Origin of the sequence: Halorhabdus sp. CUG00001, from assembly GCF_009797925.1 — an archaeon.
In the GTDB taxonomy this organism is placed as follows: domain Archaea; phylum Halobacteriota; class Halobacteria; order Halobacteriales; family Haloarculaceae; genus Halorhabdus.
Map to the genome: position 1 here is coordinate 605,523 of NZ_VOLB01000001.1, position 21,340 is coordinate 626,862.

Here is a 21,340-nt window from a genome sequence, read left to right on the forward strand (position 1 = left end):
GTCGAGGTGGCCAGTACATGCCGCCGCTCGAACGACTGTGGTCGAGACTCCGGGCGGGCACGCGAACGGATGCCGTGCTCGTCGGGTTGCCCCTCGCGTTTATCGGGATATTTGCCGTTTCAAACGGCGTGTGGGTGTCGAACGATCGTGCGCTCATACTGGCGTCGATCGCTTGCGCGGTACTCATCGCCGACCGCCTGTTCGTCCATCCGCCGACCGAATCGGAGTGAGCCTGCCGTGTCGGTCCTTGTGGCTTGCGTGGATAGATCGACCGGACAACTGCGGTTCGCATTGACGAATCATCGTCAGTAATGGGCGATTGTGCCGACGAATGATTCGGTACCGTGGTGTTGTGACGTGGAGTGTCCAGCGATGACTAAAACTAACTCAACGTTCAAGGGAGAGAAGGCCTAATCTCTACGTATTCAAATGACGGAGACGATCACAGTCATGTTGGTCGACGAGGATCAGGATATCCTCGATATTACCTCGACGTTTCTCGAACGGGAAGACGACGCGTTGGACGTACTGACGGTGACCGAGACGGCAACGGCCCTCGAAACCATCCAAGCGGAGCCGGCGGCTGTCGATTGTGTAATCAGTGATTACAGCATGCCGGAGATGACCGGCGTCGAGTTTTTCCACGCTGTCCGTGACGTTGCTCCTACCGTTCCGTTTTTCTTTTTCACCGGTCGTGACCGCCAACAGATCGACGCCGAACTCGGCGAGCAGTCAGTCACCGGCTACGTCCAGAAGGGGACCGGTACCGACCGGTATGCCGACCTGGCGACGGAGATCCGTGACGCGGTCGAAGCCTGAGCAGACAGACAGACGTGGAGTCCGTTCGCACTCTTGATGCCCGTCGGTGTGGGTGAGCCAGCGAAAAATAAACACCGGCTGTTCTAAAACCCGGTCGGTGCGCTCTCTACAGTTTAGGTGCCGTCGAACGTGGGCGTGCGATCGTCCTGGAACGCGTCGATTCCTTCCATGAGGTCGTCTGTGTCTCGGAGCAACCCGAACGCGCGCGATTCGATTTCCAGCCCCGCTTCGATGTCGTCTTGGCCCTTGTGCATCGCTCGCTTGGTCAGGCCCTGAGCGATCGGTGGTCCGGCAGCGAGGTCGGTCGCGAGTTCCTCGACGCGCTCGTCGAATTCCTCGGGATCGAGGACCTCGTTGACGAATCCGTACTCGGCCATCGATTCGGCATCGAAGTGATCGGCCGTGAAGATGATCTCTTTGGCCCGCCCTTCGCCGACGATTCGCTGGAGACGTTGGGTTCCGCCCCAGCCAGGCATGAGGCCCAGATTGTGCTCGGTCTGTCCGAACACGGCGTCACTCGTCGCAATTCGGAGGTCAGCGTGGGTCGCCAGTTCCATGCCGCCCCCGAGACAGAAGCCGTCGATGGCCGCGACGACCGGCATCGAACACGCTTTGACCGCGCCGAAGGTTTCCTGTCCCGTCTGGGAGAGTTCCGCGACGTCGACCGCATTCCCGTCGGTGATCGACGAGAGGTCCGCGCCTGCCGAGAACGCTCGATCGCCCGCTCCCCTGAGGACGACCACGCGAACTGCGTCGGCAGCGTCGAGCGTTTCGAACACGTCGGCCAGTTCTTCGAGGAACGTCGGGCTAATCGCGTTCATCCGCTCTGGCCGGTCGATCGTGACGTGAGCGATGCCGTCCTCGCGATCGACGAGTAGCGTCTCGTAATCACTCATACGTCGCCGAACCCCCCGGCGTCGGCTGCAGTCCGCAGATAGTCAGCCACGTTGTACCGCTCTGTATCAGACGCCTCGTCGGCTGTATCGAGTGTCTCGACGAGTGTTTCCAGGCCGGCCGCATCCGCCAGGGCGACGGCCCCCTCGGGGAACCCGGCTCCGAGTTGCATCGCCTGGTCGATCGCCTCGACCGTGGCGACGTCCTCGGCACGTAGCTTCGCCGTTTCGTTCGCTATCACACCCAGCAGACGGTGTTCGACTTCGGTGCTGACGTCGGCCCCCTCGTAGTCCGTGCCGCCGTCGTCGTAGTCGTAGAAGCCCTCGCCGGTCTTGCGGCCGAGGCGGTCCTCGTCGACGACTGTCTCGAGGAGGGGTGCCGGTTCGTACGCATCGCCCAGCACCTCGTGGAGGTACTCCATGATGTGTAGCGTGACGTCGTTGCCGATCTGGTCGCTCAACTCGAAGGCCCCCATTGGCAGGCCGATCGATTCCGTCGTGGTTGCGTCGACTTCTTCGACGGTTGCAACCTCCTCGTCGACCAGCCAGGCGGCCTCGTTGAGCATCGGGATAAGGATCCGGTTGACGATGAAGCCCGGACTATCCTTCTGTACTCGGACGGGCGTTTTCCCGAGATCTTCGGCGAGTGCTTCGACCGTCTCGAGGGTCTCCTCGTCAGTGTGAGCCCCGCGAATGACCTCGACGAGGTCCATCCGGGTCGGCGGGTTGAAAAAGTGCATCCCACAGAACTGGCCGGGACGCTCGGTCAACTCTGAGAGATCGGTAATCGAGAGGCTGGAGGTGTTCGTCCCGTATATCGCCTGTTCGGGGGCGTGTTGGTCGACTTCAGTGTAGACGTCTTCTTTGATGGCCATGTCCTCCGGGACGGCCTCGATAACGACATCGGCACCAGTCACGGCGTCCTCGACCGGGACGACCGGATCGATCCGGTCGCGGGCGGCGTCGGCCTCGTCCTCGGTGATGTACCCTCGCTCGGCGGTCTTCCCCAGGCTCGCGTCGATCTGGTCGTAGCCCTCAGCGACGAGTTCCTCGTTGATGTCGCGTAATCGAACCTCGTAGCCCGACAGGGCCGCGACTTGGGCGATGCCGTGGCCCATCGTTCCCGCTCCCAGTACTGCGATCGTATCGATAGCGTCAACGGTCATGTGTTCGTCCGGGGAGACGACTGGAAGGCAGTTTAAACTTCGCTTCCGACAACAATTCGTCAACTCACTCGGCTGTCTCTCGGTAGCGGTGTTCGCACGGGTTTAAAGACGAAACTCGCTTAGTCGACGTATTCACGGTCAACCGTCCGTCCGGTGGCTATGGCTGCCCGACCAGTAGGACGGTGGCCCGCTTTGGCCGATCCATGATTGTCCACATTCGCGAGGACGTTCACACAGCGAAAGCAAAAGATCCGGCAGCCCAATCCACACTGGCGGTAGTTCTCACTGACCCAGGGCTGCACGCAATCTGGCTGTATCGCCTGGCGCATGTCCGCTGGGTGGGTGGGTATCGACTCACGGCCCGTCTTCTCTCTTAGGTGAGTCGGTTACTGACCGCCATCGAAATACGTCCGGTTGCTGACATCGGCGACCGGCTGTGTATCCACCACGGCATGGGTGTCGTCATCGGTGAGACGGCCGATATCGGTGACGACGTGATGATGTATCACGGCGAGACGCTCGGCGGCAACTCCATGCGGCGGAGCAAGCGCCATCCGACAGTCGAAGACGGCACGACAGTGGGCGTCAATGCGACACTGATCGGCACTGTTACGATCGGCGAAAACGCTACCGTGGGTGCAGGCGCGCCGATCATCGACGACGTGCCCGCAGGTGAGACGGTCGCTGGCGTCCCTGCCGAACCGATCAACGGAACGACACCGATGGCAGCCCCAGTCGCCGGGAACGACGGCGACTAACGAGTCTCGACGACCCCCGACACACGATGACTGACGCATACAACCACCTCCGGACCGATCCCCGATTGGCATCGCTGATAGACGAACACGGCGAATTGACCGTCGAACCCGCCGAAAACTGCTTTGCACGACTGGTCGTCTCGATCGTTCGCCAACAGCTCTCGATCGAATCAGCTTCGGTGATTCGTCAGCGGCTGTTCGACCACTTCGAAGTCACCCCGACGAACTTACAGCACGTCCCCGCCGCAGACCTCGCCGATGTGGGGCTGTCCCGCCAGAAAGCCGAGACCATCACTCGTGTCGCCACTGTGTTCGACGAACGCGACTATTCGGTCTCCTCTTTCGACGCCATGGACGACGAGCAGGTGCTCGAAGAACTGACCAAGATATCCGGCATCGGCCCGTGGACCGCCAAAATGTTCTTGCTGTACGCCCTCGGTCGTGAGGACGTGTTTCCGGTCGAAGACCTCGGCATCCGCCGCGGGATGCAGGCCCTCTACGACACTGATATGACCCGCACAGAGATGGTCGACCACGCCGAGTCGTGGCGTCCCTATCGGTCGATCGCGTCGCTGTACCTCTGGCGGGTCGTCGACTGAGCCAGCCTGCTTGCGGGCGAGGCTCTCCACTTCGTTGAAATATATGATGCATCTTTTCAGCAACGGTTATTACGGTAGCGGGTGACGGTCGGATCGAGGCTGGCCTGCACGTGAAGATTGGCTGCCCGTCACAGGTTGTATCGTCCGGCCGGCGCGGCCGTTCGGTACCCGCCGGGGATCGGTTCGACGGGTACCCGTGACGTGGGGTCCAGCAACGATTGAGGGATCTATCATGACATCCGAACAGATGACGACTGACTCGGGCACTGACGTGGCCAGTGATCGAGTCGACGGTCTGGTGAATCGGCTGACGCTCGAAGAGAAGATCGATCTCGTCCACGGAGACGTGGATCCGGACGGGATCGCGACGGGGTACGTCCCGCCGAACGAACGACTCGACATTCCGTCACTGTCGCTGATCGACGGCCCGCTTGGCGTCCGTGCCGGCGACGGGACGCCGGCGACGGGGTTCCCCGCATCGATCGCCCTGGCAGCGGCCTGGGATCCGGAGCTCGCCCGGGACATGGGCGAGACGATGGCAGCCGAGGCGCGTGCATTGGATCAGGATGTCCTGTTGGCCCCCGGGTTCAACATCGTGCGGGTGCCCCAGTGTGGTCGACTCTTCGAATACTACTCCGAAGACCCGCACCTGAACAGTCGGATCGCGGTCGGCTCCGTCGAGGGGATCCAGGCGGGCGATGTCGCTGCCTGTGCGAAACACTACGTGGCGAACAACCAGGAGACGGCCCGGATGGAGATGAACGCCAACGTCGGCGACCGGGCGCTCCGGGAGCTGTATCTGCGCGCCTTCGAGGCCGTCGTCGAAGAGGCCGACGTCGCCTCGATCATGGCTGCCTACAATCACGTCAACGGAACACACGCAACCGAGAACCGGCGACTCCTCACTGACATTCTCAAAGACGAGTTCGGGTTCGATGGCTTTGTCGTCTCGGACTGGTGGGCGACCACGGACGGTCCCGCAGCTGCCAGGGCAGGACTCGATCTCGATATGCCGGGCGCGACGCTCCCTGAGATGGCTCCCGAGACGAACGTCCTCTATCGAACGATCGACACCCTCTCGACGTTCGAGTGGTTATCACCGGACGACGCGACGGAACTGGTCACTTCGATCGTCGGCCTGGAATCGAGCGAGTGCCGCGTCCATCGCTCCGAGAAGTTCGACGACGATCTTTTGCAAGCGGTCGAAGACGGTCGAGTCGACGAGTCGGTCCTCGACGAGAAGGTTCGCCGCATCCTCGGGCAGATGGACCGGTTCGGGCTGCTCGAGGGCGAACAGCCCGACGGCGAGATCGACGTCCCGGCCCACCACGAACGATCCCGCCATATCGCCCAGCGCGGGACTGTCCTCCTGCAAAACGAGGACGACGTCTTACCGCTCTCGACCGAGGACCTCGATTCGATGGCGCTGGTCGGTCCCCACGCCGACGAACCGAAAGTCGGTGGCGGCGGGAGTTCGGAGGTCGATCCCTCTTCGAAGATCGGTCCGCTCGACGGCATCAAGTACCGCGTCGATGGGGACGTCGACGTGTCCTTCGAGCGCGGTGGCCCGCCCGTCCAGGGTGGCGACGACCGGGATGTCACCGTCTGGAATCTCTCCGCGGAGACCGTCGCCGATTCGGTGTTCGGTGACGACGACGACCCAGCAGACGTCTCCGTCGCCCCGGCCGTCGAGGCCGCCGAGGACGCAGATGTCGCCGTCGTTGTGGTTCAAGACGCCGCAACCGAGGACTTCGACCGGCCGCTTTCGCTGCCCAACAATCAGGACGAACTCGTCTCGGCGGTCGCCGAGGTCGCCGAGGAAACCGTCGTCGTCCTGCGGACGGCTGGCCCCGTCGAAATGCCCTGGGCCGACGAGGTCGAGGCCATCGTCGAGGCCTGGTATCCCGGCCAAGAGGACGGACGCGTCGTCGCGTCGATCCTATTCGGCGACGCCGAGCCCTCGGGTCGACTGCCGGTCACGTTCGGCGAGCGCCCCGGCGATTACTCCGTGAACACCCGCCGACAACACCCCGGCATCGACTTCGAGGCGGAGTACTCCGAAGGCGTGTTCGTCGGTTACCGACACTTCGACAACGCGGATATCGAGCCGCTGTTCCCGTTCGGCCACGGCCTGAGTTACACCGACTTCGAATACACGGACGTGTCCGTCGAGTCGGGCGATGGCCCCACAGCGACCGTCCAGGTGACCGTCGAGAACGTCGGCGATCGGGACGGCTACGAGGTCGTCCAGGCGTATCTCGGCCAGGACGATCCCTCCGTCGAACGGCCGCCCAAGGAACTCGCGGCCTTCGAGTCGGTCGAACTCGCCGCTGGCGAAGAAACGACTATCACGCTGTCCATCGAGGAACGGGACTTCGCTTACTACGACGAAGACGGCGCGGCCTGGACGGTCGACGATGGCGAGTACACGGTATCTGTCGGTCGCTCCTCACGAAATATCGTCGCCACCGAGACGATCACTGTCGAGTAAGTCTCGCTGGTTTGTGCTCGGAGATTGGATTTTGTCGCCGTCGTGGCACCGACGTCGCCGTTACAGCGAACTTTTCAGCCGATCGAAAAAGCCCTGCTCGACGTCGATTTCTTCGCCGCTGGCTTCGGCGAACTGTTCGAGTGCGTCGCGCTGTTCGTCAGAGAGTGATTCGGGCGTATAGACCTGCACTGTCACGAGCAAGTCGCCGTGGCCGCGACGGCGGAGTCGTGGCATGCCTTTGCCCTGCAGGCGGAACGTCTCGCCGCTTTGGGTGCCTGCTGGGACATCGAGTTCGACCGGCCCGTCCAGGGTCGGGACTTCGATCGTATCCCCGAGTGCAGCCTGTGGGAACGTGATCGGAGCCGTGTGGTGCAGGTCCGCGCCATCGCGTTCGAACTCGTCGTGGTCGTCGATCTCGATTTCGATCAGCAGATCGCCGTTCGGGCCACCGTTCTCGCCGGGCGCGCCTTCCCGTTCCATGCGGAGGGTCTGGCCAGTCTGGATTCCGGCCGGCACCTCGACGGACAGTGTTGCTTCGTTGCGAACCTGGCCGTCGCCGTTACAGGTCGAGCACGTTTCGGTGTGAAGTGAGCCTTCGCCGTCACAGCGCGGACAGGTCGTCGTCTGCTGGACCCGGCCCATCGGCGTCCGCTGGACGCGGGTCACCTGGCCACGTCCCTCACATTCGGGACATTGCCGGCTGTCCGCACTCGGCGGGTGCCCGTTGCCGCCACAGTCCGAACACGTCTCCGGTCGCGTGACGCTGAACTGTTTTTCGACCCCTTCGTGGGCTTCCTCGAGGTCGATCGCCAATCGGGTCTTGAGATCCTGGCCCTGCTGTGGGCGGTCAGCCCGCTGGCGGCCACCGCCACCGAAGAACTGGTCGAAAATATCGCCCATGTCGCCGAAGGGACCGCCACCGCCGAAGGGATTACCGCCGGCGCGTCCGCCCCGCCCGGCCCGGCCCCCGCCACGGCCGCTGTCGTCGAAGCCACCTCGCTTTTCGGCCTGCTCGAAGCGGTCGTGGCCCAGGCGATCGTAGGCCTGCCGTTTCTCGTCGTCGGTCAGGACCTCTTTTGCCTTTTTGACCTGCTTGAACTTCTCTTCGGCGTCCGGATCGTCGCTGACGTCGGGATGGTACTCGCGTGCCTTCTCGCGATAGGCTTCCTGGATCTCCTCCTCGCCCGCGTCCCGAGAGACCCCCAGTACGTCGTAGAAATCCTCGCTCATTCGTTATCGGGAGGTAGGCGATTGAGACACTTCAAAAGCCCGGGTCGACGACGGCCGCCAGTAACTGCCTTCTCCCACCATCCACACTGTGGTGGCCCCACTCCGTTCTGCGGGACGATGATTTAAGCCCGATGGCACCGATCAAAGACGTATGCTCATTCCACTGGCAGCCGGCGTCAACACGGCAGTGATCAACGCGGCCGGTGCCGTCGTGACTATCGGCAGTATCGTCCTCGCGGTGGCCTGGTGGCTGCACCTCGCACGCTGAGTCTCGGTGTCGGTCACTCTTTGGCTTCCGGGCGGTCGACGCGCTCGCGAAGCCACGCTGCGGCCGCCTCGACTTCCCCAGCATTCGAACCGGAGAGTTTGAGTCGGACAGTCTCGCCGGGATAACTCCCGATCGTCACGTCGAATTGTGTGCCCACCGCTTCGATACGATCGAGGAGTGCACTCTCGGGCTCGGCCGCGTGAATCGTCTCGACGTGGATGGTCTCGCCGGTGAACGCCGCCTTGACTTCCCCAAACATTGCTTTCATCTCTGCGGGCACCCCCGGCAGGACGTAGACGTTCGCCAGCACGCACCCCGGGGCGACCCCCTCGTGGTTCGGGATCATCCGCGCCCCCTCGGGGATCTTTGCGGTTCCTTCCGTGAGATCGTCACGGGCGTACCCGTGGTGAGTCTCGATCCATTCGAGGGCGTCCTGGCTCTCTTCGAGTTCGACATCGAAGGCTTCAGCCACGGCGTCCATCGTCATGTCGTCGTGGGTCGGACCGACGCCCCCGGTCGTGATCACGGCATCGTAGCGTCTGCGGTAGTCGTCGACAACAGTGGCGATTTCATCGATCCGGTCGTGAATGACCGTCACCCGTTCGAGCCGAACGCCACGGTCGGCCAACTGGCGGCCGAGCCAGGCGGCGTTCGTGTTGACCGTCTCCCCGGCCAGCAACTCGTCGCCGATCGTGACCAGCGCGACGCGCATACGCGTCCTCGGGTCTTGATAGACATAGCAGTGACGCACTCGGCGGGACGTGCCCTCGGGCTAACCCATCCCTGGGGGCGGGCCACGATCACGAGGATCGTCGTCCTCGGTATCGACGTCGAGGCCCAGTTGCTCCCGCTGGGCTTCGAGCCTCGAAATCTGCCGGCGATAGTACGCCAGACCGACCAGCCCGATCGCCACCACGACCCCGGCCAAGCCACCGAACAGCAACACGTCTCGATTCCGGTAGAACGACAGGAGGATCGTCTCCCGTTCGACCGATCCCCACCTGACGACGACGCGGTCGTCTACCGTTTGCGTGGTATAATTTCCGGGGACGGCACGCGAGATGAACGGGAGGGAGATCGCTCGTCCGGGTGGCAGGTGCACCTCGTGGGACCCGGACACGACGACGGGCGTCCGGAAATCAGGGCCCGAGCGCGCGACCGTAAACGCCGCAGTGCCGTTTCGTGCCGGCGGTTCGAGCGTCACCTTCGATCGACCTGTCTCGACCGAGAAGGCCGTATTGTTGACGACGGTTCCGTTCGGATAGCGAAACTGCAACGCGGAGATGGGCAACGCCTGGTTCGAGCCGAAGGCGTCTTCGAGGAACAACTCGATCGACGAGCGGTTGTTCACGTCCAGTACCGCCGTGTAGTTGTTCGTATACAGGGTGTAGCTCGCTGAGGCGTTTGATTCCCAGTTGTAGGTTGCATTCTCCTTCAGGTCGGCGTCGCTGACTGGCGAAAGACACCCCGAAATCGCCAGCAGCGCGAACAGACCGGCAACCGCGAGTGCGAGACGTCGCCGCCCGGTCATGGCACGACGGCTAGTAGCTCTGATGGGAGATACTGCCCGATACTGGCGAGTAACCCCGGCGGATCTGTCGCTTCCCGGCAGACGATACTCTGTTCGAGCAGCCCCAGTCGCTCGACGGTCACGATATCTTCGGCGTGACCGGCGCGGTTGACCGTCGCGCGCACTTCCGCCCGCGTCGCGCTGTTGACGTTCACACGCCCCTCGCCTCGCGTCCACTCGTAGAGGCGGTCGCGCTCTCCGTCCGCCAGCCGGCCTGTTGCGGTGCCGTCCTCAGCGTCGCCTTCGTAGACGAACGCGATGGGTAAGTGCTGGACGAGGCCGAACCGCGTCCGGAGCTGTCCTGGAGTTCCCTGTCCGAGCCCAATAGAGTCGGCCGGAATCCGAACTTGCCGGCCGGCATCGAGGACGAACCCCTCGCCGTCCCAGGCTTCGAGCGTCCCCACGTACTCATCACCGGCTTCGAGGTGTGGGGTGATTGTCCCCCAGCGATCGGCCAGCACGTTCCGGGCGACCGTGGCGTCATCGCCGCTGATCGTCACCGAGGGAAAGTCGTCGTCGCGGACGCCGACATCGTACGTGACGTCGAGTTCACCGAGGGCGTCCGCCAGCAGCGATGCGAGGGAATCGAGCGTTCGCTCGCGGGCCTCACCGTCGACGTAGCACTTGGTAGCGAGAACGACCATTAGGCGTCGACGTCGATGTTGAGTTCGTCTTCGAGCGCGTCGATGCGGTCGTCCATCGCATCGACCAGCGCCGTGTTCTCCATGGACTCGAGTTGTGACCCACAGTCGGGACACTCGAAGCCAAAGTCCATCGCCTCCTCGAACTCGAAGCGGATACCACAGGTCTCACACAGGTAGAACTGGTGATCGAGTTCGTACTCGCGGCGATCGACCAGTCCCTCGTAGAGTTCGTACATTTCGCCTTCGAGTTGTTCGGGGATGTTGTCGTACTCGAACGTCCAGAGGTAGGTCAGCCAGCCCGAATCCTCGTCACGGAGCCGGCGATAACTCGCCAGGTCGTTCTCGTAGAGAATGAACAGCGCCCGGCGGACGTCGTTGAGTTCCAACCCGAGTTCCTCGGCGAGTTCCTCGTCGGTCACCTCGCCATCCGGCGGCGCAGCGGCGACGGGCATGCCTTTCGGTCCCACCAGTTCGTGGAGGTATTTCTGGATGACGGGGTCCTCGAGGTATTCCTCAAAAGCCATTATCTACCTTTGGGGCGGTGAGTCGTTTAAATTCACCGAACGATGCTCGGGGGACCGCCGGGCAGCACTCGGCGGCCGCCGTCAGTCTTCGGCGGCATCGGCATCGTCACCGTCGACGACGCGCTTGCCCGTCTCCTGTGGGACGACACGTTGTGTTGCGTTCTCGAAGTCGCGATCGAGTTCGGCCCCGTCGAAGAGCCGATCGAGAAATACTGCGAGCGCGGCGATCTCGGAGTGGGGCTGGTTGGTCACGCCCACGTTCCAGTCGGCGTGTTCGTAGACCTCGAAGGGGACCTTCTCGGCCCCGACGACGACCAGCAGTGGCTCCTGACGATGCCGGGCCTGGATCTCTTCGCCGACGGCTTGGACTGGCTCGCCGTACATCGTAAGGTGGGCAATCGCCCCATCCCAGGCGCGGATCTGGCCGAGTGGCCCGTCCGTTACCGTCACCTCGAAGGGGCCACCAAAACGGTCGGTGATATCCTCGACTGTCCCTCGGCGGCCTTCTGCGACGTCTTCGAGGATGAGTCGGTCCGCACCCAGGGCACGGGCCGTCAACCCGACGTGCGTGGTCGTCCGTTCGTCCCGGCCCGGTCGATGTCCGAGGCGTAACACGGCGACTTCAGCGTACTCGTGCATCGCTACTCACCTGGTCAGGCGTTGGCCTCGGGTTTGGCGTCCTCGATTGCCGCCGAAACCGTCTCGAAGTCGTATCCGTCCGTCACTGTGTCCACAACGAAGGCCGTCGGCGTCGCGTCCACGCCGAGTTCCTCGGCGAAGGCGACGTCCGCGCTCACTGCCGCTTCGTAGCGGCGGTTGGCCGCGGCACTTCGGGCGTCGTCCGGGTCGGCACCGACCTGTTTGGCCAACCGTGCGTACGTCTCTGGTCCCAGTGTGTCCTGGTTGGCGAACAACTTCTGAGAGTACTCCCAGAAGGCAGTGTGGCCTGCGTCCTCCCAGACGGCCCGGGCGGCGTGTGGAGCGCGTCTGGACGCTTCCCACCCGTCTCTGGAAAACGGCAGGTCGTGCATGGCATATCGTATCGTTCCAGTTTCGATATATTCCTCGCGAATGGCCGGAAAGTGGTTCAGCGAGTATCTGGCACAGTGCCCACATTGGTAGTTCTCGAACACCCGGACCGTTATGTCGGCGTCTAGATCGCCAATGATCGGCGTCCGACGGTCGCCGTCGAGTTCGACGGCTGTCTCCGGGAACCCGTTCTGGCTCGCTGTCTCGGTCAACGTGCCGATGGCCGAGGGTGAGACGCTACTCGTCGTTGTCTCTCCCGAGCTACACCCCGCAACCCCGGAGACGGCCGCGACCGATCCGGCAGCCAGCAATCGGCGCCGCGTCAGCGCCGTCGTCTGTCTATTATCATCCATGAAGGGTGTTGGCGGGTCGACGTTCATAAACCGTCGGTTCCGACGCTGACAGCGCCCCGACCCGGGGTCCCGGACGATGCTAACGGTAAAGATCCTCTCGATCGAAGACCCGCCCGTGCAGATTGTCGGCTACAGTACCCGCGCTGGCGAATCCGACCCAGCGCTGTTGCTCGCCCGAGACGGCCAGATCGATCGCGAAGGGCTCACTCCCGGAACGGAGGTGACCTACACGCTTGAGGCCCGCCACTGTGCTGGGACGATCGACGACGGTCGTCACCTGGCTTGCAACGCGCCAGAAGCGCCATCCTGTCCACAACACACCGATCGCTGGCCCTGTGCCCGCTGTCGGGGTGACTGTGACCTCCCACGCGAGAGTTGCCGCGAGGAACACGCGATCTATCTGGCGGCCTTTGCCCCCGACATCTTCAAAGTCGGTGTGACGCGATCCTGGCGGCTGGACACCCGGCTTCGCGAGCAGGGGGCCGATCGGGCGGCACACGTTCGGACCGTCGAGAACGGCCGGATCGCCCGCCAGATCGAAGCAGAGATCGCCGAGACAGTCGGCGATCGCGTTCGCGTCGATCGCAAGCGAGCTGGGCTCCATCGCAGCGTCGATCGGGATGCCTGGGAGCGGCTTCTGGCTGATTTCGACGTCCGCGAGCAATTCGCCTTCGATTACGGCCTGGAACTGACAGGCCAACCCATCGCGGAGACGCTGTTGACGGGCTCCGTTCGTGGGACGAAGGGGCGAGTGCTTGTCCTTCAACGCCACGGCACCGTCTACGCCGTCGACATGCGCGATCTCGTGGGCTATGAGGTCACTTCGACGGAACCGGACCGGGAGGTCCAGGCGAGTCTCGGGTCGTTCGACTGAGAGTTGTCGAGTGAATTCATCACATAATACAATTATGTAAATCCATACCAAAAAACACTTAGCAGTCACCGACGCGCCAGACAGTATGCGACGCGAAGGGTATCTCGCTGCCGCGACCGCGCTCCTGTGTGTCCTCGCTGTGGCCACGTTCCTCCTCGTCCCGGGTGCCGTTGCCACACACGACACTGACGCGCCCAGTCATCTCGATATCGACGAGGTGACTGTCGCTCCGGGGTCAGTGACCGGCAACGCCGTGACCGTTCAGTTTGGGGTGGCCCTCGATCATCGGGGTGGGCCAGCCGACAACGTCTCGCTCACGATTCGGGCCGTCGATGCCGAGTCCGGGCTGGTCGCCGCCGAAACGTCGACCCAAGTCGCCGAGATCGCCGGCGATCGCGAACACCGGTCGAGGACGAATCTGACGGTTGCTCGCGAGGGTGGCTACGATCTCGTGGCGATTCTCTACAGCGATGGGGAACGAATCGATGTCGAACGCGGCTCGATCCACGGCGTCGCCGGACTCTCCCCGACGACGATCGAATTCAAGCGTTTCGAGACGGCGATCCCGACTATCGACTATACGATCGAAGCGGCTGGAGACGAGCAGGCCACCCTGGCCGTCCGGACACACCTCTGGAATGCGGGTGTCGACCCTGCCGAGGGCGCGACGCTGGAGTTGGTCGCTCGGCAGTCTGACTCGAATGTCGTCGCGGACCGGACGACGATCGACGTCGATCGACTCGACTCCGGACAGGCTGTCGCGCCGGACGCACAGTTGACAGTCCCCAGCGGCTACGGGTATCATCTGGATGCAATCTTGAAACACGACGGCGTGATCGTCAGTTCCGCGTCTTCGATCGCGGATCTGGACCCGGATAGAGAGATCGAGGCCGATACCACCTTCGAGAGCGTGCCTTTCGAGGCCGAGGACTTCACGGAGGCCGAGGACGTGGGCGAGACGGACGGCCCGACGCGTCCCACGGCGACATCCGGCCCTGGACTGGGAGTTATTTCTGCCCTGCTTGCCCTCGCTGGGATCGGTCTCGTCTCGCGGTTAGGAGGTCGACAATGACAACGGACTCAACAGGCGAATCCAACGGCACCGACGGCGAAGCTGAGCGAGCGACTGACAGCGACGCGGCCGACGATCCTGGCCGGGCGGTCACTGATGATCGCGCTGGCAAGATCGTCGAGTATCTCGAACTCGGCGCGGTCGCGGTCCTTGCACTGCTCAGTATCATCGCCGTCTTTGGGGCGTACACGAGCGCGATGGGCGCGATCGATACCTGGGTGGCCAGAGAATACGAGTCGATCTTCAGGGCGGTCTTTAACCTCGTCGTGCTCGGGCTGGTCGCGATCGGGCTCTCTGTACTCGTCCGTCGTCGATTCGAATCCTGAATTGTTCGGAACGCTTTTCCACCGCGCGACGTTTCTCGGCCACATGGCAGACGACAACGAAAGCGAGCACGGCGAGCCATCGACAGACGCTGAGAACGGCGACGACGAGGAACAATCGTTCCGCGAGCGCGTCGAGGAGATCCGACAGGAACGCGCCGAAGAGGGCGAGGATCGGGATATGGAGGATCGCCGCGAGCGTATGGAAGAAGCCATGGGTGGCGGCCCAGGAATGGGTGGCGGTGGCAACCCCTTCGCCCAGATGATGAGTGGGATGATGGGCGGCGGCCCGGGCGGACCGGGTGGTCGCGGTCCCGGACAGATGGGTCCCGAAGGCGAGGAAAGCGACAGCGGCAACGAGGAACTCACCCGCGAGATGCGAAAGCTTCGTGACGAAGTTCACGACGTGCGACGCGAACTCGAACGGATCGCCGACGCTCTCGAACAGTAAGTTCGGATCGAATCCCGGCGTGTTGTGGGGCGACCGAAACACCTATCATCGTCTCAATGGTTTTCCCGCACAGTTGGATGGATCGACTGCGTTCGAGGCCCACGGTGCAGATCGTTGCGGTGGTCAGCGTGGTCTTTCTCGCGAGTCTCGCGGTCGGCGTCTGGGTCGCTGCCGAGCCACCCGACGCCGTCCCAGCGTTCGACGACGTCGACGAACAGCGGGCTAGCCTCGATGGGCTCGTCGGTCTCAGAAAGACGGTCTACGAGCGGGGCAACACGACGAGTGAGTCGGTCGAACGCGTCTGGGTACGCCCAGGTACCGGTCAGTATCGCATCGAGGATCTCCACGACGACCCGCAGTGGCCTGAACGGAAAGTGGCAAACGGGACCGAGCTTTGGCTGTACGACGACGATGCCCAAACGGCAATCCAGATCGATATTTCCCAGACGGACCACTCGTCGAGCGGCGATCGGATTAGCCGGCTCCTTGCCGTCGTGAGAGCGGCAGATGGCCCAGCGACCGCAGGGAGTGTCGATCCACTTCCCGTCGTCCCTGTCGCCAGCGAGCGTGATGGGACCACTAGCGGAATCGCCGGGCAAATCACTGTCGCGTACAATGGTACGGCGACTGTCGCTGGCCGGGAGACGTACGTCCTCTCCCTTCGGTCGACGACGAACGCGACCGGGGTCGTCTCGGACTTCTCACAGCGTGTCTGGCTCGACCAAGAGTGGTACGTGCCGCTGAAACGAACGACTACGTACAACCGTGATGGGACACCTGTCACGATAACGGTCAACTACGAGAACGTTACGTTTAATCCCGGACTGTCGTCCGAGCGGTTCCAATTCGATCCGCCGGCGGAGGCGACTATCAAAACGGATGAGTCGCCGACACAGAGCCACTTCGTCGATATCGCACAGCTACAGGCTGTCGCAAACTACTCCGTTCCGGAGCCGACGCTCCCGGATTCGTTCGACCTTCGCGAGGCGACTCGAACAGTCGGGAACGTCCGGAGTATCGGCCTGCGCTACGCAAACGAGACGGCGACCGTGGCCGTCTCGAAGAGCAACCTCACCTGGTACCAGCCCCGTACGGAGGGCCGGAACGTAACTCTCGGATCGGAAACCGCAACCCTTCGGAATATCGGTACCGAACTCCGCATCTCTTGGACGTGTGCGGACGCTCGCTACTCCGTCGCTGCAACTGGCCTCTCTGCGGCTCCGTTGATCGAGATCGCCCGGTCAGTCGCGTGCCGCTGATCGGCGATTCGAAGAGATGCCGCTCCCGATAGCTGATTGCTTGTTTACTCCCAGTTGCGGGTCGACGGTTACTCTTCGTAGGCGAGGTTCATCAACCACTGCGTGAACTGGTCGCTGTGCACGTTGACTTCCTCGTCGCCGACGAACGGCGAGAGCATGTCGCCGGCCATCAGCAACGAGAAATCGAGATCTTTCGCAGTCGGTGTCAGCAGGTACGTGTTGTGCCCCTCGTAGACGGCCTCATCACGATTGATGAGGTCTTGTTCGGCCAGGGAGTCGACGATGCGCGATCCCTTGCGTGAACTCACGTCCAGTTCTTTCCAGAAGTCACTCTGATGGATGCCGCCCGACTCTCGGACGAGTTCGAGGCCCCGGCGTTCGTCCTCCGAGAGATCCGGCTCCGACTCGGCGCTCATACAATCACTTCGGGCAGGTTGCCGCTTAAACTTGACCTTCGACGCGTTCGTACTCGGTCTCGCAGGGTGGGCCATCGGCATACCAGTACGCCCGGTCGTCGTCACCGAACCGAACCAGTGACGACGACTGGGTACCAAAGCCGTCTCCGTGCACGCAGGCGCCGTACTCGTGATCGGCGATGGTCCTTGCTGCCCGATCGAGCCAATCGTCACCGGACTCGCCGGGGCCTGGTTGCAGTGTGGTTCGTAGCTGCGTCGCCGTTTCGGCCTGTTCAGGCCCAACGGTCGACCGAGACGTCGGTATTCGATAGCGACCGTCGGCCCCGACGTTGACGACGACGTGGACGCCGGGTTCAAGAGACCTGACCGAGAGCGTCCCGTCCCATTCGAGCAGTAGCGCCGCCTGCTCGTCGGCGACGACGAGGTTGAACCCAGCGTGGCTGGTTCGATCGACGGCGGTCTCGACTGTTCTGGCCGCTTTCTGCGCGGTCTCGGCGTCGAGCGCTGCCCTGACAACCAGCCCACGCGAACGGTCGGCTGCCGGCGGATCGTCGAGCCACCGGTTCGTAATCGCTACGAGAACGCCACACTCGTTGTATCCAATCCACGTCCCGCCTGCAGACTCGTCTCGCGGTGCGAGGATCGCTGGGTCGCTGTTCCAGACGGTGGGTGCCCGAGAGGGCCGATCAGTGGCTTCGTCGCGGTTCGCGGCGACTGCAACTGGCACGTCGGCAAAGACTTGCCAGGCCAGGATCAGAGTACACACGGATTCGAATTCGGACGCGATCGGCCTAAACTCTCGGCCATTCAGCTGTTCTGTATGGTTTCGATGACGGCTGCCCGGTCGACGGTTCCCGAGACCGTTCGCGGGATAGACTCACCAATCTCGATCGACTTGGGAACTTTGTAGGGCGCCAACTCGTCACGACAGGCCGCTTCGATCCGCTCGGCAGACAGCTCTGTGGTCCCGTTTGGCACGACCAGCGCGGCCACGCGCTCGCCCCAGTCGTCGTCCGGGACTCCGACGACCACGGCCTCTGCGACGTCAGGGCACGACTCGATCGCGTCGACGACCTCTCCTGGCTCGACGTTTTCACCGCCGGTGACGATGCGATCGTCTTGCCGTCCGACAACGTACAAGCGGCCGTCGGCGTCGCGATAGCCCAGGTCGCCGGTATGTAGGCCCCGCTGATCGAACACCGCCTCGGTTTCCTCCTCGTCGAGGTACCCCGGTGTGACTGTCGGCCCCTCGATGACGATCTCGCCGGTCTCTCCGGGTGGGACTGACTCCCCGTCGTCGATGACGGCCACCTGCGTAAAGAGGAGTGGCTGACCGACCGTCCCCGGGTTGTCGAAGGCCTGGCTTGGGGTCGCGGTGGCGACCTGTGAGGCCGTTTCGGTCATGCCGTAGGTCGGGTAGACGGGAACGTTCTCTCGCTGACAGCGGTCGATGAGATCCCGGGATGCAGATGCGCCGCCCAGCAACACGAACCGAAGCGCGTCCGGCCGGTCCCAGCCAGCATCGAGGAGGCGTGATAACATCGTCGGGACAAACGAAACCCCGGTCACGTCGTAGTCAGCCATCGCCGCGGCGGCCCGGGCCGGTTCGAAATCCTGTTGGAGGATCACTGTCGTGCCGTAGAGCGTCGACCTGACGAGGGGCGCAAAGCCGCCCATGTGTGCCATCGGAATCGAGACCAGCCAGCGGTCGGAACGGGTGACCCCGAGTCGGAATGCAGATGCAATCGCACTCGCAAACAGATTCGTCAACGTCAGTTGCACGCCCGCCGGCTCACCTGTCGATCCGGAGGTAAACATCACGAGATGTGTCTCTGATGGGTACCGGGCTCTGGGTGTGATGCCGCCGGTCGCCGAGGGTAGCGTCGGCACTGTCTCGGTGGGGGACGTGTCGACGCTGAACAGCGCCCGGTCGCCGAGATCGCTGACTGGCCCTGCCGTCTGTTCGGTACAGAGGATGACATCGACCTCGGCTTTGGTGGCGAGCGTTTCTAGTTGGTCGGTCGGCTCGCGGACGTCGAGTGGGACGACCGCTGCTCCCAGTCGCCAGGCAGCGTGGGTCGCCCGGACGAAGTCGATGCTCGTCTCCATAGCGATTCCGACTCGCTGGGGGCGTCCATCACAGGCCGCCTGGAGACGCCCGGCGAGTCGATCGGCCTCGTCGAATAGCGCTTCGTACGTCCAGCTAGCCCCCGTTTCCGCCTCGACGACCGCCGTGCTGTCGGGCGTCGAACTCGCTCTGGCGGTCAGCGGATCGATCTGGGGCCAGGCGTCGAGTGTTCGCATTGGGGAAAATTCGGTCCGGCCCCTACTTGAGTGGCCCCCCGATTCTCACCAACTTGCAGGCCCCCAATCACGGCCTTTCGAGGGCTACACCGATCCCTGAAGCGTCCGGGACCGTCATGTACCCGTCTCGGACCGGCGCGGGATCGCCAGCTAGATCCTCGGCCAGTCGGTCAGCGGTCGCCAACCCGCAGGCCCGATCGATCCCGAGGCTCGCGGCGAGGTGCAGCGCGGCCGTTCGGGCAACGACGCCATCGATCGTCGTCGTCACGATCGGCTCCATCCCGTGTTGACGTGCTGTTCGGGCCAGGGCCGCTGCTCGGTCGAGGCCGCCGAGTACCATCGGCTTGAGCACGACCACATCCGCCGTGTCGGCGCTTTTGATGGCGTCGATTCCGTGCTCCCTGAGTGACTCGTCGAGGGCGATGTCGACGCCACGACCTTGCAGTTGTTCGTGCCCGTCTAGATCGTCCGGAGGTAACGGTTGTTCGATGAGGGTGACGTTCAGGTCGGAAATTTCCTTCAGGGCGTCTTCAGCGACTGTGCGAGTCCAACTGCCGTTGGCATCGAGGCGGATCGTCACGTCACGTTCCTCGCGCCGGATCGCTCGCAGTCGGTCGAGGTCGGCCCCGAGCGGCCTGGCACCGACTTTGACTTTGAGACACCGGAATCCTGCTTCGACAGCCGCTGTTGCCGCTCGCGCAGTCGCATCCGGATCGGCGTCACCGATCGTCGCGTTCACCGGAACCGAACCGGCGGTGTCCGCGGTGTCGGCCGCGAGCCACTGCGCAAGGGGAACGCCGGCTGCTCGGGCAGTCGCGTCGGCTTCAGCCAGCGTGAGTCCGTGTCTGGCTGCCGGCCTCTCGGCTGGGTCGACCGACGCGGGCGGTCGCTCGCCAGCGGCGACGGCACGGAGCACCGCCCGACACGCATCGAGTGATTCCGTCCAGCCCGGCAGCGGGGTCGCCTCGCCGACGCCACGGACGCCATCGCGTTCGACGACGATCAGAGCGCCCTCGCGGGACTCGATCCGGTCGGTGGCCGTCCCGAGTGGCGAGGCGAGTGGCAAACTGAACGGTTCGATCTCCATCAGAGCACCGCCGGGAGCGCCAGCCCGATTGTAAACAGCAGTCCGTGAGCACCCATCAGTTTGCCAGTGCGTTCCAGTGCCGGGTTCAACGCCGCGCCGCTCTGTTCGGTGAGAACCGTCCGCGTCACCGAGATAGCAAGCGGGATCGTCACCAGCGGCAACAGGACGAACAGGCCGAACTCGTCCATCCGCCACAGCACGACTGGGACGAGATACGCGAGCGCAACGAGGGCTACGTACTCGGCGCGACTCCACCGGTAGCCCAGCATGACAGCCAGCGTTCGCTTACCGGCTTCGCGGTCGCTCTCGATGTCCCGAATATTGTTCACGACGAGGATGGCTGTCGAGAGCCCTGCCGCGGCCAGACTGGCGATAACGACCGCGCTCGGAACGGTTCCCGCTGGCACCCACGTCGGAAACAGGCCACCGTCGAGGGTAGCAACGGCCTGGACGTAGTAGGTCCCGGTCACTGCGATCACGCCGAAGTAGACGAACACGAACAGGTCACCCAGGCCGTAGTAGCCATAGGGGTACGGCCCGCCCGTGTAGAGCAATCCGGCGACGATACTCGAGAGGCCGATGACGAGGATCGGGACGCCGCCGATCGCCACGAGATAGAGGCCCACGACGAGCGCGAGCGTGTAGGTTCCTGCCATCGCTGCCTTGACCTGCCTCGGTGGGATCAATCCGCCGGCAGTGACGCGCGTGAATCCTTCGCGATCGGCGTCGTCGGTCCCTTTCATCGCGTCGAAATAATCGTTAGCGAAGTTCGTCCCGATCTGAATGAGGAGTGCGCCAACGAAGGCTGCAAGCGCTGGGAGTACCGCGAGAACGCCGTCGTGGACTGCCAGGCCGACGCCGACGATCACTGGGGCCGAGCCAGCCGGAAGCGTCTGTGGCCGTGCGGCCATCACCCAGGCTTTCGTCTTTGAAACGTCCGCTGCTGCCGAACTCATTAGGATCTGTTCGGGGCCGGATCCGTGTTAAGCTACCGGAGCAAGGCAGCCGGGACAGCGATCGATCGTATAGCCGACACTCGTGTCCACCGCCAGGGACACGATACCTGGCCGGTAGCTTCCGATCTACGAGGCGGGGTGACCACTCATGCTTTTGAAGCTACCTCACCAACGTTGACGAACAGTGACTGTCGTCAGACCGCCTCCCATCGCGAAAGTGAGTCCCTGCTTTCGTGAGCGCAGTTGTTCTCTCT

Annotated in this window: 21 protein-coding genes and 2 pseudogenes; 10 read left to right on the top strand and 13 right to left on the bottom strand. The window is 63.3% G+C overall.

Translation table 11 applies throughout. The annotated features are described in order from the left end of the window. Positions 1 to 17 precede the first annotated feature (17 nt). Positions 18 to 230: a hypothetical protein gene (locus tag FR699_RS03015; RefSeq protein ID WP_154551845.1), complete on the top strand. Its 213-nt coding sequence runs from the start codon at positions 18 to 20 to the stop codon at positions 228 to 230. Positions 231 to 429: 199 nt separating this feature from the next. After that, positions 430 to 819, top strand: a complete 390-nt coding sequence (locus FR699_RS03020) for a response regulator (RefSeq protein ID WP_154551844.1) — start codon at positions 430 to 432, stop codon at positions 817 to 819. Positions 820 to 932: 113 nt separating this feature from the next. Here the strand turns inward: FR699_RS03020 and FR699_RS13280 are convergent. After that, a pseudogene (locus tag FR699_RS13280) lies at positions 933 to 2,878 on the bottom strand (3-hydroxyacyl-CoA dehydrogenase NAD-binding domain-containing protein). A gap of 203 nt (positions 2,879 to 3,081) precedes the next feature. Here FR699_RS13280 and epsC point away from each other — a divergent pair. The 3 genes and pseudogenes from epsC to FR699_RS03040 all read left to right on the top strand — a co-directional run bounded on the left by epsC (position 3,082) and on the right by FR699_RS03040 (position 6,726). Further along, positions 3,082 to 3,636: pseudogene (gene epsC / locus FR699_RS03030) on the top strand (serine O-acetyltransferase EpsC). 26 nt (positions 3,637 to 3,662) lie between these two features. Beyond that, entirely contained in the window at positions 3,663 to 4,235 is a 573-nt protein-coding gene (locus tag FR699_RS03035) for a DNA-3-methyladenine glycosylase (protein WP_154551843.1), read from the top strand. A gap of 232 nt (positions 4,236 to 4,467) precedes the next feature. Next, complete coding sequence (locus FR699_RS03040) at positions 4,468 to 6,726, top strand: beta-glucosidase (protein ID WP_233263362.1); 2,259 nt, start codon at positions 4,468 to 4,470, stop codon at positions 6,724 to 6,726. Positions 6,727 to 6,786: 60 nt separating this feature from the next. Here the strand turns inward: FR699_RS03040 and dnaJ are convergent, their stop codons facing one another. The 7 genes from dnaJ to FR699_RS03075 form a co-directional block, all read right to left on the bottom strand. Next, entirely contained in the window at positions 6,787 to 7,956 is a 1,170-nt protein-coding gene (gene dnaJ, locus FR699_RS03045) for a molecular chaperone DnaJ (protein WP_154551842.1), read from the bottom strand. A 281-nt stretch (positions 7,957 to 8,237) separates the two neighbouring features. After that, on the bottom strand, positions 8,238 to 8,936 hold the full coding sequence (locus FR699_RS03050; RefSeq protein WP_154551841.1) for a molybdopterin-binding protein: 699 nt from the start codon (positions 8,934 to 8,936) through the stop codon (positions 8,238 to 8,240). A gap of 60 nt (positions 8,937 to 8,996) precedes the next feature. Beyond that, positions 8,997 to 9,755, bottom strand: a complete 759-nt coding sequence (locus tag FR699_RS03055; protein ID WP_158853920.1) for a DUF5803 family protein — start codon at positions 9,753 to 9,755, stop codon at positions 8,997 to 8,999. Beyond that, complete coding sequence (locus tag FR699_RS03060; protein WP_154551839.1) at positions 9,752 to 10,438, bottom strand: DUF2110 family protein; 687 nt, start codon at positions 10,436 to 10,438, stop codon at positions 9,752 to 9,754. The genes FR699_RS03055 and FR699_RS03060 overlap by 4 nt, the downstream gene beginning before the upstream one ends. After that, positions 10,438 to 10,962 (bottom strand): transcription factor, encoded by a 525-nt coding sequence (locus tag FR699_RS03065; RefSeq protein WP_154551838.1) that lies wholly within the window; start codon positions 10,960 to 10,962, stop codon positions 10,438 to 10,440. The genes FR699_RS03060 and FR699_RS03065 overlap by 1 nt, the downstream gene beginning before the upstream one ends. 81 nt (positions 10,963 to 11,043) lie before the next feature. Beyond that, complete coding sequence (locus tag FR699_RS03070; protein WP_154551837.1) at positions 11,044 to 11,601, bottom strand: tRNA (cytidine(56)-2'-O)-methyltransferase; 558 nt, start codon at positions 11,599 to 11,601, stop codon at positions 11,044 to 11,046. Positions 11,602 to 11,615: 14 nt separating this feature from the next. Then, positions 11,616 to 12,344: a DsbA family protein gene (locus FR699_RS03075; protein WP_158853923.1), complete on the bottom strand. Its 729-nt coding sequence runs from the start codon at positions 12,342 to 12,344 to the stop codon at positions 11,616 to 11,618. Positions 12,345 to 12,420: 76 nt separating this feature from the next. On the opposite strand from FR699_RS03075, the gene FR699_RS03080 reads away from it, so the two are divergent. The 5 genes from FR699_RS03080 (at position 12,421) to FR699_RS03100 (ending at position 16,323) form a co-directional block, all read left to right on the top strand. Beyond that, on the top strand, positions 12,421 to 13,218 hold the full coding sequence (locus FR699_RS03080) for a DUF2797 domain-containing protein (protein WP_199268278.1): 798 nt from the start codon (positions 12,421 to 12,423) through the stop codon (positions 13,216 to 13,218). Between the two features lie 85 nt (positions 13,219 to 13,303). Beyond that, positions 13,304 to 14,290 carry a hypothetical protein gene (locus FR699_RS03085; protein ID WP_158853926.1) on the top strand — a complete coding sequence of 329 codons (987 nt, stop codon included), beginning with the start codon at positions 13,304 to 13,306 and terminating at the stop codon, positions 14,288 to 14,290. Then, entirely contained in the window at positions 14,287 to 14,616 is a 330-nt protein-coding gene (locus FR699_RS03090; RefSeq protein WP_158853929.1) for a hypothetical protein, read from the top strand. Before FR699_RS03085 ends, FR699_RS03090 begins: the two co-directional genes overlap by 4 nt. A gap of 43 nt (positions 14,617 to 14,659) precedes the next feature. Further along, positions 14,660 to 15,064 (top strand): hypothetical protein, encoded by a 405-nt coding sequence (locus FR699_RS03095; protein ID WP_154551833.1) that lies wholly within the window; start codon positions 14,660 to 14,662, stop codon positions 15,062 to 15,064. A gap of 104 nt (positions 15,065 to 15,168) precedes the next feature. Continuing rightward, a complete protein-coding gene (locus tag FR699_RS03100) occupies positions 15,169 to 16,323 on the top strand; it encodes an outer membrane lipoprotein carrier protein LolA (protein WP_233263363.1) in 1,155 nt (384 codons plus the stop codon). Positions 16,324 to 16,391: 68 nt separating this feature from the next. Here FR699_RS03100 and FR699_RS03105 read toward each other — a convergent pair whose 3' ends face one another. The 5 genes from FR699_RS03105 to FR699_RS03125 all read right to left on the bottom strand — a co-directional run bounded on the left by FR699_RS03105 (position 16,392) and on the right by FR699_RS03125 (position 21,086). Beyond that, on the bottom strand, positions 16,392 to 16,739 hold the full coding sequence (locus tag FR699_RS03105; RefSeq protein WP_154551831.1) for a MarR family transcriptional regulator: 348 nt from the start codon (positions 16,737 to 16,739) through the stop codon (positions 16,392 to 16,394). Between the two features lie 25 nt (positions 16,740 to 16,764). After that, the gene (locus FR699_RS03110) at positions 16,765 to 17,505 is read right to left on the bottom strand and encodes an NRDE family protein (RefSeq protein ID WP_154551830.1); all 741 of its coding nucleotides are present in this window, start codon (positions 17,503 to 17,505) and stop codon (positions 16,765 to 16,767) included. A 41-nt stretch (positions 17,506 to 17,546) separates the two neighbouring features. Beyond that, positions 17,547 to 19,043, bottom strand: coding sequence for an o-succinylbenzoate--CoA ligase (menE, locus tag FR699_RS03115; RefSeq protein WP_158853935.1), 1,497 nt, complete (start codon positions 19,041 to 19,043; stop codon positions 17,547 to 17,549). 67 nt (positions 19,044 to 19,110) lie between these two features. Continuing rightward, complete coding sequence (locus FR699_RS03120; RefSeq protein ID WP_154551828.1) at positions 19,111 to 20,130, bottom strand: mandelate racemase/muconate lactonizing enzyme family protein; 1,020 nt, start codon at positions 20,128 to 20,130, stop codon at positions 19,111 to 19,113. Beyond that, complete coding sequence (locus FR699_RS03125; protein ID WP_154551827.1) at positions 20,130 to 21,086, bottom strand: 1,4-dihydroxy-2-naphthoate polyprenyltransferase; 957 nt, start codon at positions 21,084 to 21,086, stop codon at positions 20,130 to 20,132. The genes FR699_RS03120 and FR699_RS03125 overlap by 1 nt, the downstream gene beginning before the upstream one ends. Positions 21,087 to 21,340 lie beyond the last annotated feature (254 nt).